The organism is Persicobacter psychrovividus, from assembly GCF_036492425.1.
GTDB classification, from domain to species: domain Bacteria; phylum Bacteroidota; class Bacteroidia; order Cytophagales; family Cyclobacteriaceae; genus Persicobacter; species Persicobacter psychrovividus.
The window spans coordinates 218,305-231,498 of the sequence record NZ_AP025294.1; the positions used below are offsets into that span (position 1 = coordinate 218,305).

General features: G+C 39.8%; 10 protein-coding genes and 1 pseudogene. 4 read left to right on the forward strand and 7 right to left on the reverse strand.

The genetic code is table 11. The annotated features are described in order from the left end of the window. Positions 1-11: 11 nt before the first annotated feature. Positions 12-1,286, reverse strand: a complete 1,275-nt coding sequence (locus tag AABK40_RS18030; RefSeq protein ID WP_338398622.1) for a leucine-rich repeat domain-containing protein — start codon at positions 1,284-1,286, stop codon at positions 12-14. Continuing rightward, positions 1,264-1,641: a hypothetical protein gene (locus AABK40_RS18035; RefSeq protein ID WP_338398613.1), complete on the reverse strand. Its 378-nt coding sequence runs from the start codon at positions 1,639-1,641 to the stop codon at positions 1,264-1,266. The genes AABK40_RS18030 and AABK40_RS18035 overlap by 23 nt, the downstream gene beginning before the upstream one ends. Positions 1,642-2,740: 1,099 nt before the next feature. Between AABK40_RS18035 and AABK40_RS23885 the strand changes: the two are divergent. Together AABK40_RS23885 and AABK40_RS18045 are read left to right on the forward strand one after the other, a co-directional pair. Next, a pseudogene (locus AABK40_RS23885) lies at positions 2,741-2,839 on the forward strand (hypothetical protein); the annotation flags it as partial. A 48-nt stretch (positions 2,840-2,887) separates the two neighbouring features. Beyond that, positions 2,888-3,730, forward strand: a complete 843-nt coding sequence (locus tag AABK40_RS18045; protein ID WP_338398624.1) for a WG repeat-containing protein — start codon at positions 2,888-2,890, stop codon at positions 3,728-3,730. Positions 3,731-3,885: 155 nt separating this feature from the next. Here AABK40_RS18045 and istB read toward each other — a convergent pair whose 3' ends face one another. The 5 genes from istB to AABK40_RS18070 all read right to left on the reverse strand — a co-directional run bounded on the left by istB (position 3,886) and on the right by AABK40_RS18070 (position 9,263). Then, positions 3,886-4,608 carry an IS21-like element helper ATPase IstB gene (istB, locus tag AABK40_RS18050; RefSeq protein ID WP_338398614.1) on the reverse strand — a complete coding sequence of 241 codons (723 nt, stop codon included), beginning with the start codon at positions 4,606-4,608 and terminating at the stop codon, positions 3,886-3,888. Positions 4,609-4,617: 9 nt separating this feature from the next. Beyond that, positions 4,618-6,135 carry an IS21 family transposase gene (gene istA / locus AABK40_RS18055; protein WP_338398625.1) on the reverse strand — a complete coding sequence of 506 codons (1,518 nt, stop codon included), beginning with the start codon at positions 6,133-6,135 and terminating at the stop codon, positions 4,618-4,620. Between the two features lie 159 nt (positions 6,136-6,294). After that, positions 6,295-7,614, reverse strand: a complete 1,320-nt coding sequence (locus tag AABK40_RS18060) for a hypothetical protein (protein ID WP_338398626.1) — start codon at positions 7,612-7,614, stop codon at positions 6,295-6,297. Positions 7,615-7,630: 16 nt separating this feature from the next. Further along, positions 7,631-8,908: a leucine-rich repeat domain-containing protein gene (locus tag AABK40_RS18065; protein WP_338398627.1), complete on the reverse strand. Its 1,278-nt coding sequence runs from the start codon at positions 8,906-8,908 to the stop codon at positions 7,631-7,633. Next, positions 8,886-9,263 (reverse strand): hypothetical protein, encoded by a 378-nt coding sequence (locus tag AABK40_RS18070; protein ID WP_338398613.1) that lies wholly within the window; start codon positions 9,261-9,263, stop codon positions 8,886-8,888. Before AABK40_RS18070 ends, AABK40_RS18065 begins: the two co-directional genes overlap by 23 nt. 657 nt (positions 9,264-9,920) lie before the next feature. Between AABK40_RS18070 and AABK40_RS18075 the strand changes: the two genes are divergently transcribed. Together AABK40_RS18075 and AABK40_RS18080 are read left to right on the forward strand one after the other, a co-directional pair. Next, positions 9,921-11,354 carry a WG repeat-containing protein gene (locus AABK40_RS18075; RefSeq protein WP_338398628.1) on the forward strand — a complete coding sequence of 478 codons (1,434 nt, stop codon included), beginning with the start codon at positions 9,921-9,923 and terminating at the stop codon, positions 11,352-11,354. A 444-nt stretch (positions 11,355-11,798) separates the two neighbouring features. Next, entirely contained in the window at positions 11,799-13,166 is a 1,368-nt protein-coding gene (locus AABK40_RS18080; protein WP_338398629.1) for a hypothetical protein, read from the forward strand. Positions 13,167-13,194: the final 28 nt, after the last annotated feature.

The window sequence follows — 13,194 nt, forward strand, 5'->3', positions numbered from 1 at the left end:
CCCTCGAAAAATCACCTGCGCTCACAATTGGGAATGTAATCATAGCGCCCTCTTCCTACCCAAATGTCGTCTATGCAAGCTGGAAGCCATTCGAGGGGATTGTATTGAATATAAAAATCATCCAATCGTTCAATATTGCAGATGCTCATCGGTAAACTGCTCAGACTGTTACTTTGTAAGTCTAAGGTGGTAATTTTAGTACATTGACCGATCTCATCGGGAAGGTGGGTAATGGCGTTTTGTCGCAGATATAATTCATCTAACTTCTTTAGATTACCGATATTGGGAGGTAAAACCGTTAGTTTATTATTTCTTAATACCAACCTCTCGATATTGGGATTATTCAATAGCTCAACGGGGAAATCTTTGTCTTCCAACCCCAAGCCTTCGAGGTAAACCAACCTTAAAGTAGGCATATGACCTATTCGCTTGGGAAATTTTTTAACGCCACTATTCACTAAGTATAAAGTTTCTAATGGAAGATCCGCAAAGCTTTCGGGCAAAGCAGTCAAATGCTTTGTATTCCAAAGATCTATCCTTTTCAGGTTTACTGCTCCTATATTTTCAGGCAAAGCCTCAATTTTACTCTTGTCCAGCTCTAATCTTTCCAGTTTTTTGAGCTTGCAAAGCTCATCAGGTAAAGTTTTCATAGGCGTTTCTTGTAAGGTTAATGTTTCCAAATTTGCCAATTGTCCAATTTCCGCTGGCAGGCTATTGATCTGTAATTTATTTAGATACAAGTCCTTCAAGTGGGTTAATTGTCCAATTTCCGGTGGGATGACCTTGATGGGTGTTTCGTCAAAACTTAGCCTTGTTAATTGTGGAAGGTGCTGAATGATTTCCATTGGAAATTCCTGAATAGGATTACCATCCAAAAAAAGCTCTTTCAATTGGGGGATGGCTAATATCTTTTCCGGAATATGAGATAAATTACAAAACCCAATACTTAAACCTGTTAACGAAGGGTATTCTGAGAGCGAAGCTAAATCGTGAAGTGCTTCGGGATGATTATCAAAATCAAAAAATCTGACTTTATTTTTATCAATACCCGAAAGAATTTCGTTCCAATTTGAGATGTCATCCTTCACTCGGCTAAATTCAATATAATATTTTCCAGTTTCATTAAGGTGATAAATTGAATTATATCCATCGCCATATTTTTGTTGGAGCTCATTAAGAATTTCAATCATTTTTTCTTCTTTGATTTTTTCAGGACTTTTAGCGGTACAGGCACATAAAGCCAAAAGCAAGAGTATTAATATTTTATTTCCAATAATCGGAGGCATAACTTCTATTTTTGAGGTATAAATAATGCAATACTAATTTTTCAAATTGCGTCAAGTTCAAAGGATTATAGCTAACCATTCCTGTTCTCTTATTCCAATTAAATACACTCACCCCTAAAGGATTATTCTTAGCGATCTGTACCAAGGATTCCCCCCAGGCATCTTTAATTTTAAGTCCCATAACCACCACTTCAATCTTCTGCTCAGCATTCCCTTTGGCATTTGTATCAGCCACCAGTGCTTCCATTTGCTGATTGAAACTTTCTAACACTCCTTCTATTCCGCTTTTATGGGTGGTTTTATAGATTTCCCAATCGGAGCAGGAGTAGTTGCCATGGGCTTTGTTTTTCTGCATGTCGATGAGTTTTTCTCGGAGCTCAGTTCATCCAAGGTCGTTAGTTCTTAAGGTTCAAGCATTTGCCCCAATACCCTTCTAATATGGGATGCCAAGAGATAAGGGTCTCCCAATTTTGGCTGGTGTTAGTAAAGCGTACTTGGACTAATTTATTCACCTGATTAATGTGAGCCAATGTTGATGAATCAATAGGTTTTGTTTGGTTTTCCAAGGTTGATATTTCCTTCATATTTAGGATATACAAAGTGTATGATGAAGCATTTAATTTGATGATTTAAATATAATTATACAAGGTGACTTTATTGTTTTAATTAATTTCTAATGATTTAAGCAGACACATAGGTTAGCCCACAATGTCATTATGTTAGGAGCCTTGCCGTTCGAAAATATGCTATCACCCCTTCCAAAAATATGATTTCTACTACCGTAGGGACGTTGCATGCAACGTCCGTACCGAAAGGTACAAAAATATTCGACAGCCAAGATTCGATCTACCCGAAAACCCTCAAGCCAATGACATTGAGCCAGCCCTTTCCGTTTAGTCAGCTTGTTCATATGCTTTTACCCCACGCAAAAATACCAACGATTCCTATTTTGATTGATATTAGTATCAATAGTTGATAAAATTTTATATTTTTACCTTAAATCATATCAACATGAATCGCTACCTATTTTTCCTTATTTTTTGTATCAATATGATCACCAACGCTATGGCACAAACGCTGAATGCTTCAGTTTACCGTTCGGAATCCAAATACCTTGCAAATTTTGAACTGGCCGATGATGTCTTGGTGCCTTACCGTGTGGGCGAGCTGTTTGGCTATATGAATAAAGATAAAGAGTTGGTGATTGAACCTCAATGGCAGGATGCCTTTCCCTTCCGACATGGAGTGGCGGCAGTGGGTAAACATTTCTATAAAAAAGGAGCATACGAAGTCGATACCACTACCCTTTATGCCCTGATCAATACCCAAGGGGAACTTTTGACGGATTATAGTTATCATACCATTAAGCCGTTTGATGCCAATGGATTAGGTAAAGCTAAACACATCAGTGGCTATTGGGGCGCCCTGAACACCAAGGGGAAGAGCAGATTCCGATGGGTTTTAAGCGAATATATTATCAACAAACGGGGATTTACAAAGTCAAATACGATGGTAAGGCGGGCTTCATTGATAAAAATGCCAAGGTGGTTTTCCCTATTGAATATGATGATGTATCGCTTTGCCGTGATTTGGATAGCTATATGGTTGAAAAAGACGGCAAACAAGCCTATTATGATGCGGACTTTAAGCCTATCACGGGCTTTGACTATAAGGCCAATCGCTTAGATGCCGGCTTTATGTTTGGCATGGCACGTGTGCATAAAGGAGATCAAACTATGATCATCAATAAAAAAGGGGAGGTGTTGGTTAATATCACCGAAATGGGTTATGAGAGCTGCTCGATTTTAGCCCATGATTTCATTTCTATTGATTTAGCGCATCCTGATCCAAAAGATTTTATTGATCAGTATAAGAGGTTTACCGGAATGATGAGGGCATCTACCAAGGAGCTTATTGTTGACCCTAAAGAAATGGGATATTACTCTATTTCGACATTATATACCGAAGATGTAGCTCCTCCTCTTTTCATTTTCATTAATACCGATTATATGTTGGGTGATTCTCGTAGAAGAATTGGACTTATGGATACTGAAGGGAAGATTATCCTTCCTGCGGACTATTATTTAATTAGATCTACTTATGCAAATAATGGTATATTTTTATTAGATGGTGAAAAAGGAGGAGTATCATCTTATTTATTTAATAGTATTACTTTAAAAAGAACAGAACCAATACCTGGTTGGTTGTTTAGGTTGTCAATGCCCTTTAATACTGGTTTAATTTTACTTAGTTATCTGGTAAAACATAAAGACAAGGAATATTATGGATTAGTGGATCTTGAGGGAAAGGTAATTATACCTCCCAAATATGATCGTTTTAAAGGCTTTGATGAACAATATTTTGCAACAGAAGGCATTTACCATGTGGTACACCATGATCAAAAATTTTATATTGATGCTTTTGGCTATGAATACAAAAGGTAAGAACGATAAAGTAAGCTCTTATTTACAAAGCTCTTGTTCAAACAAATGATGCATAAATTTTGGGATTGGATATACCGTTCATATTGACACCCCCTAACGGGCATATTGACACCCCCCTGTTTCAGTTCGGGGAATGGCAGAAGTTTGTTTTCAAGTTAACTTAATTTTCTCCTACTTTCGCCTTTTAATTCTATTCTGTGGGAGGTATGTACCAAACGGTCCAAAATAGCATCGGCGATGGTGCGTTCGTTGATGATCTCATACCAGTCGCTTACGGGCATCTGGCTGATGATAATGGTGGACTTTCGAGCATGTCGGTCTTCAATCACCTCCATTAGGTCTTGTTGCTGTTGTGCGTCGAGTTTTTGCAGACCAAAGTCATCGATTATGAGCAGGTCGGCTTTGGCAAGTTTGACAAATAATTTGGCAATCGTACCGTCTATTCGGGCAACCTTCAGACTGGCCATCAGCTTTTTGAAGTTAAAATAGAGGGTGCTATTTCCTTGGGTACATGCCTGATAGCCCAACGCTGAGGCAACAAAACTTTTACCACATCCGGTGGCTCCAGTTACAAGTACGGATTGTCCTTTTCCAATGTACTCTCCGGTAGCCAGTTGCATAACCTGCCCCTTGTCAAGCCCTCTGTTGGTATCAAAGTGTAGCTCGGCAACACTGGCCTGGTAGCGAAAGTTAGCTGTCCTTATCAGGCGTTTTTCCCTGTTGGTCTGCCGGTGGTCTGCTTCTGCCTGAAGCAGCAGGTTCAGCCCGTCGGTAAGGCTCAATTCATGAAGCTGTTTGCTTTGCCTGAGCGTCTCCCACTGCAGGCTCATTCCTTTGAATGAAAGCTCTGATAGCTGTTTTTCGATTAATGAATACATAATGTTGGTTTAGTTGTAATAAGATTTTCCTCGGGTGTTTTCATGTTGGGGCAAAGGGGTTTGAGGTGGTGGACTGCTGTTGATATAGGTTTTGTTTCGTAGTACATTCTGGACAAAAGTATAGTTGTATTGCTCTGCCTCAATAGCCATCCTAATGGCCGTTTCGAAGTGCTCTTTAGGGTAGGATCGCATCAGGTTGAGTAAGCCGTCAAAGCTCCTAAAAAGCTGCTCAGGATATTGTTTTTTTGAGATTATCACCTCCATCATCCGTTCCAGCTCAGGGCACATACTGGCCTTTTTCAGGTAGTTATCCGTACTGCGGGATCGATAGTGTTGGTGCTGCGAACACAGGTGGTCTTTGTTGGTTGTGTAACCACCGGTTTTATTCCTTCGGTGGGTAGCAACCAGTTTGGACTGGACAAAAATATTGACAATCGTATCGGTATAAATCAGCTGAGCCTTCTGCCCGATGTATTCAAAAGGGACGCTGTAATGCCGTTGATCGATGCCCATGAGCACATGTCCGTTCTGCGCAACAGTGTAATTTCGATAATATTTGATCTCGAAAGGCTGATCGGGAAGCGATGAAAGTAGTGGCTTTTCCTTGGAAACAAACTGCTCTGTTCGGCAGTAATCACGTTTCTGCATCCGCGTTTGGTTGTGTTTTCCGATGTAAGAAATAAGGGCATTGTTGAGCTCCTGAAGACTGAAATATTGCTGATTACGCATTCTGGCATAGGCTCGTTGATAGATCAACTTGACCTGGTTCTCGACCAAAGCCTTGTCCTGTGGCTTCCTCGGACGTGCCGGTACCACTACGGTCCCATAATGGTTTGCAAAATCCTCCAAAACCCTGTTGATCTTGGGCTCATAACGGTTGGTTTGAACTACTGCCGCTTTCAAATTGTCCGGCACAAGCGCCTTCGGAACACCCCCAAGATGCTCCAAACAGCATTTTAGCGCAAAAATAAAGTCATCGGTCGTCTGCGACGGAACGGCCATCGCAAAACAATAATCCGAGTACGGAAGGCAGGCCACAAAGACCTGGCAGTTGATCACCTCACCCGTTTCGGCATCAATATAAGGTAAAGTTGCACCTGCATAATCGATATAAAGCTTGTCTGCCGGAAGGTGATCCAGAGGTAAATTGGGGTGCTTCTGACGCATATAACGCCTGAGATGAAAGCAAAATTGCGAATATTTGTAGCCATCAGGATGCCCTTCAATATACTCCTGCCAAAGCAGTCCCTTGGTAACCCCTTTCTTGCCAAGCTCTTGCGATAAACTGGGTAAAAGCTCCTTCATTTGTTCATAACGAATATCCTTATAGGCCGGATCGCCCGAAGAAAAGAACTTACTCAGCGATAATTCATCCTGACTCAGAAAATAGTCAATCGGCTTACCTGACTTTTTTAGCTTGCGTCGATAAGCCTTGATGGTGTTGATGCTCACCCGCGTGCTTAGGTGAATCGACTTTTGTGAGCGACCCTGATGAAGCATCCGAATAATCTGGCGTAATTTACTCATAGTGATCGGTTTGCCTGCCATGCCTATACTTTTTGGTTGATTACCCAAAAAAGTATTTTTTACCGATATCACACTTGGTATAGTGCAATTAATTCTTCAACAATAGGGGTGTCAGCTTGCTCCGTTATTCTCGTCCAAAAATCGGAGCGTTAGGGGGTGTCAGCTTGCTCCGTTGTATCCAGGGATGTCCGATTTAGGGAAATTATGGGTCAAAATGATATTCAACATATGACTTACTTGGGATAGGAAAAACTCTCGAATATCAATATGATAGACTAATCCCCCATGAACATCTCCAAAAAGTTTGGCTTTGAGGCCACCCGCTACTTGAAAACCAGCGGCTACCCCCACTCCCATTTGGGTATGCAATTCAATGGATGAGAAGAAGTCATCTTTGAAAATTTCGAAATAGCGTTTATATTCTTCTGTTGAAAGGAAATTATTGAATTCAGAATCTCGTAGCTCATTCATCCATTCAGCAAACTCTTGGATGGCATTTGTCAATCCCTTTGCTGAAAGGTACTCTATAAAGTCTCTAACTAACCCTTTTAGTATCGATGGATCCGCCTGATACAACACCCCAAAATCTAACTCAAACTCCAAAAAAGCATCGAAGTCATAGAAATTGCTTTGATACTCTTTTTTTTGCAGGGTTTGGTTTTCTTTTTGCCGTTGTTTGATGTTGTTGGCAATGCGGCTGGCGGGATTCCAGTCCAACAGGTGGATGCGTTTTTTGATTTTGAGGTCTTTGATGAGGTTGAATACAAAATCAATATCCAAATCATCATCATCCTCAAGGATATTTAATAACTTTTCATTCCCCTCCATCTGTGCCTCATAAGCAGCCGCCTCATAAAGATCCAAATCCCCTTTGGTGGTGAAGAAGAACATTTGATAATCGTCTTTGTCTTGGTCGAAGACGAATTTGATGCCCATTCCTCTTTGGAAAATGGGTCCCCATTTACCTAAAAGCGGAAGGTTGACCTTCCCGTGGGCATCGGCCGCTAACTCTACGGAGACTGACATCACTTCTTTATCGATGACGATCCTTCCATCGGCTTGCGCTTTGAGTTTACGATCCCATTCCACCGCTCCGGTAATCTGTGCGCCCAATAGGGCTGAAATGTCGATATTGGCAGAACGTTTAAAGATCTCCCTGAGGGTGGTCTTTTTGGATTGATGGTTTTTCGAAGGGACAACCAGATCGATCCATCGGCTGCTGAAGTTGTCTGCCATTCGCTCATCGGCATGGGAGCCTTTGGAGACAAAAGCGTCCTTTTCCTTGTCTGTCGCGGCTTTTTTGAGCCCTAAGCTACCTCCTGCATTCACTTGGCCAGCAATTCCCACGGCTAATTTTGATTTGGTTAGATAATGATGCGGATCCAGTTGACTGCCCATAAAGGCATCAAGGAAAACGCCCGTGGCCGTCCCCAATTCATGCTTTATGGAGGAAATGTGCGGGGATCGCCACCTCCCCACATCCTGCCCTCAAAAATCACCTGCGCTCGCAATTGGGGTTGTAACTATAGCGACTTTGACTTCTTTCCCAAATGTCGTCTATGCAGGCTGGAAGCCATTCGAGGGGATTGTATTGAATATAAAAACTTTCCAAACGTTCAATATTGCAAATACTCATTGGCAAACTGCTCAGGCTGTTACTTTGTAAGTCTAAGCTGGTAATTTTAGTACATTGACCGATCTCATCGGGAAGGTGGGTAATGGCGTTCTGTCGGAGATACAAACCATCTAACTTCTTGAGGTTGCCAATATTAGGAGGTAGGGATGTTAACTTATTATTTCTTAATACCAACCTCTCAATATTAGGGTTATTCAGTATATCAACGGGGAAATCTTTATCTTCCAAACCTAAGCCTTCGAGGTAAACCAACCTTAAAGTAGGCATATCACCTATTCGCTTGGGAAATTTTTTGATGCCACTATCGTCTAAGTACAAGTATTCTAAAGGAAGGTCCGCAAAGCTTTCCGGTAAAGCGGTTAGCTGTTTGGTTTCTCGAAGATTTATCTCTTTCAAGTTTACTGCCCCAATATTTTCGGGTAATGCCTCAATTTTACTTCTGTTTAGCTCTAATATTTTTAGGTTTTTGAGCTTGCAGAGCTCATCAGGTAAGGTTTTGATTGGCGTTTCACGTAGGGTTAATGTTTCTAAATTTGCCAATTGTCCAATTTCCGCTGGCAGGCTATTGATCTGTAATTTATTTAGATACAAGTCCTTCAAGTGGGTTAATTGTCCAATTTCCGGTGGGATGACCTTGATGGGTGTTTCGTCAAAACTTAGCCTTGTTAATTGTGGAAGGTGCTGAATGATTTCCATTGGAAATTCCTGAATAGGATTACCATCCAAAAAAAGCTCTTTCAATTGGGGGATGGCTAATATCTTTTCCGGAATATGAGATAAATTACAAAACCCAATACTTAAACCTGTTAACGAAGGGTATTCTGAGAGCGAAGCTAAATCGTGAAGTGCTTCGGGATGATTATCAAAATCAAAAAATCTGACTTTATTTTTATCAATACCCGAAAGAATTTCGTTCCAATTTGAGATGTCATCCTTCACTCGGCTAAATTCAATATAATATTTTCCAGTTTCATTAAGGTGATAAATTGAATTATATCCATCGCCATATTTTTGTTGGAGCTCATTAAGAATTTCAATCATTTTTTCTTCTTTGATTTTTTCAGGACTTTTAGCGGTACAGGCACATAAAGCCAAAAGCAAGAGTATTAATATTTTATTTCCAATAATCGGAGGCATAACTTCTATTTTTGAGGTATAAATAATGCAATACTAATTTTTCAAATTGCGTCAAGTTCAAAGGATTATAGCTAACCATTCCTGTTCTCTTATTCCAATTAAATACACTCACCCCTAAAGGATTATTCTTAGCGATCTGTACCAAGGATTCCCCCCAGGCATCTTTAATTTTAAGTCCCATAACCACCACTTCAATCTTCTGCTCAGCATTCCCTTTGGCATTTGTATCAGCCACCAGTGCTTCCATTTGCTGATTGAAACTTTCTAACACTCCTTCTATTCCGCTTTTATGGGTGGTTTTATAGATTTCCCAATCGGAGCAGGAGTAGTTGCCATGGGCTTTGTTTTTCTGCATGTCGATGAGTTTTTCTCGGATCTCAGTTCATCCAAGGTCGTTAGTTCTTAAGGTTCAAGCATTTGCCCCCAATACCCTTCTAATATGGGATGCCAAGAGATAAGGGCCTCCCAATTTTGGCTGGTGTTAGTAAAGCGTACTTGGACTAATTTATTCACCTGATTAATGTGAGCCAATGTTGATGAATCAATAGGTTTTGTTTGGTTTTCCAAGGTTGATATTTCCTTCATATTTAGGATATACAAAGTGTATGATGAAGCATTTAATTTGATGATTTAAATATAATTATACAAGGTGACTTTATTGTTTTAATTAATTTCTAATGATTTAAGCAGACACATAGGTTAGCCCACAATGTCATTATGTTAGGAGCCTTGCCGTTCGAAAATATGCTATCACCCCTTCCAAAAATATGATTTCTACTACCGTAGGGACGTTGCATGCAACGTCCGTACCGAAAGGTACAAAAATATTCGACAGCCAAGGTTCGATCTACCCGAAAACCCTCAAGCCAATGACATTGAGCCAGCCCTTTCCGTTTAGTCAGCTTGTTCATATGCTTTTACCCCACGCAAAAATACCAACGATTCCTATTTTGATTGATATTAGTATCAATAGTTGATAAAATTTTATATTTTTACCTTAAATCATATCAACATGAATCGCTACCTATTTTTCCTTATTTTTTGTATCAATATGATCACCAACGCTATGGCACAAACGCTGAATGCTTCGGTTTACCGTTCGGAATCCAAATACCTTGCAAATTTTGAACTGGCCGATGATGTCTTGGTGCCTTACCGTGTGGGCGAGCTGTTTGGCTATATGAATAAAGATAAAGAGTTGGTGATTGAACCTCAATGGCAGGATGCCTTTCCCTTCCGACATGGAGTGGCGGCAGTGGGTAAACATTTCTATAAAAAAGGAGCATACGAAGTCGATACCACTACCCTTTATGCCCTGATCAATACCCAAGGGGAACTTTTGACGGATTATAGTTATCATACCATTAAGCCGTTTGATGCCAATGGATTAGGTAAAGCTAAACACATCAGTGGCTATTGGGGCGCCCTGAACACCAAGGGGGAAGAGCAGATTCCGATGGGTTTTAAGCGAATATATTATCAACAAACGGGGATTTACAAAGTCAAATACGATGGTAAGGCGGGCTTCATTGATAAAAATGCCAAGGTGGTTTTCCCTATTGAATATGATGATGTATCGCTTTGCCGTGATTTGGATAGCTATATGGTTGAAAAAGACGGCAAACAAGCCTATTATGATGCGGACTTTAAGCCTATCACGGGCTTTGACTATAAGGCCAATCGCTTAGATGCCGGCTTTATGTTTGGCATGGCACGTGTGCATAAAGGAGATCAAACTATGATCATCAATAAAAAAGGGGAGGTGTTGGTTAATATCACCGAAATGGGTTATGAGAGCTGCTCGATTTTAGCCCATGATTTCATTTCTATTGATTTAGCGCATCCTGATCCAAAAGATTTTATTGATCAGTATAAGAGGTTTACCGGAATGATGAGGGCATCTACCAAGGAGCTTATTGTTGACCCTAAAGAAATGGGATATTACTCTATTTCGACATTATATACCGAAGATGTAGCTCCTCCTCTTTTCATTTTCATTAATACCGATTATATGTTGGGTGATTCTCGTAGAAGAATTGGACTTATGGATACTGAAGGGAAGATTATCCTTCCTGCGGACTATTATTTAATTAGATCTACTTATGCAAATAATGGTATATTTTTATTAGATGGTGAAAAAGGAGGAGTATCATCTTATTTATTTAATAGTATTACTTTAAAAAGAACAGAACCAATACCTGGTTGGTTGTTTAGGTTGTCAATGCCCTTTAATACTGGTTTAATTTTACTTAGTTATCTGGTAAAACATAAAGACAAGGAATATTATGGATTAGTGGATCTTGAGGGAAAGGTAATTATACCTCCCAAATATGATCGTTTTAAAGGCTTTGATGAACAATATTTTGCAACAGAAGGCATTTACCATGTGGTACACCATGATCAAAAATTTTATATTGATGCTTTTGGCTATGAATACAAAAGGTAAGAACGATAAAGTAAGCTCTTATTTACAAAGCTCTTGTTCAAACAAATGATGCATAAATTTTGGGATGTCCGATTTAGGGAAATTATGGGTCAAAATGATATTCAACATATGACTTACTTGGGATAGGAAAAACTCTCGAATATCAATATGATAGACTAATCCCCCATGAACATCTCCAAAAAGTTTGGCTTTGAGGCTATCTTGTTGGAAATTTATAATTATGCCACACAAAAATGAGATTTATGGTGTGTAGGGACGTTGCATGCAACGTCCGTACCGAAAGGTACAAAAATATTCGACAGCCAAGGTTCGATTTACCCGAAAACCCTCAAGCCAATGACATCGGGTCAGCCCTAGCCTGTCGAAAATTCACAAAAAAAGCGATTCCAGAAAAAAGGTTAAATTTGAGTGTCCAAACCGTCATTCAACCTTACCAGAATCGCTTTGAGTTTTAAAAATAACAAACAATCTCTAAAAAAGAAAAAGTCAACAGAAAGAGCCAAACGAAAAAGGCGAAACGACAGTATCAAAATTAAAAGATATAAGGCTCGGGCTTCTTTTTGGGAAAAGAAGTACAAAGAGGAAAAGTCTAAAAACAAGTCGGAGTTTGGTGGGAAAAAAATCAAGCACCACAGCTACTGTTCGGCCATTATTACTTTGGCTTTAATTTTACATACTGAAACCAGCATGAGCCTTCGTGATAGTGAGACGGTATTGCGTATTTTCATTCAACAAATGCACATAGATAGTAAATGCCCTGACCATTCGACGATTGATAATTGGTTAAAAAAAGCAGGAATGCAGGCCATCGAACCATTTTCACCTGAGCGGCCATGTGTTTTGATTTGTGATGAAAGCATTTCATTCAACGGGAAGAAATTGTTTTTGGTACTTGCTGTTCCTGTGTCCGTTTCTGACCAGCAGCGTACATTACGTTTTGAGGACTGTCACTTGGTTTATCTTGGTGCGAAAAAAGGTTGGTCGGCAGATGTAATTTATAAGGAACTTCAACCACTCGTTCAGAAGCTGAAAATTCAATATGTCCTAAGCGATAAAGGTTCTAATTTACTTAAGGCTACAGCCTTGCTCGGGCTTGATCATGTTTCGGACATCACCCATGAAGTATCAAGGACACTGAAAAATCTATATAATGATACGGATGATTACAAGAATTTCATCAAATGGGTTGGTGAACTCAGAAAAGATTTAGCGTGTGGGGAATATGCACATTTGGCCCCTCCAAAAGTAAGGCATCATTGTAGGTTTCATCAGCTTGGGCAATATGAAAAGTGGTTTAGAAAGGTCGGTCCTGAGCTAAAAAATGTCGCCGAAGAAAGCAAAGGTGCGGCTTTGAGCCTCCTCCAAATCAGTGATCATACACCTTTCATCAAGGATTTGATATCTTTGACCTCAGTGATCAAAGAAATATTGTCGGTTGGCAGAACGGAAGGGATAAGTCACAAAACTATTTTGAAATTAACTCAAAAAATGGAAGAACTCGAAGGGGATCGGCCAACTATATTCAGAGAAAAAATTACTCATTATTTTCATAAAACCTATAAAACGATTGGTGAAGACATCCCTTTTTGTTGCAGTGCTATCATCGAAAGCGTATTCGGAAAGTACAAATCAAAAATGAGCAGCCACCCACAGAAAATGTGCACCAACCACTTGCTAACCATTCCCTTATTTTTTGTGAAAGAAAATGAAATTGCCGAACTTGTTTCAGGATTTGACACCGTAAAAGTAGCAGAAATCAAAGATAAGGAAGCCGTGGCAAAAGCAATGATGAGCGTTCAAATGGCTGCTTAACTCGTGTACATGTTTTTTGAAAATATTC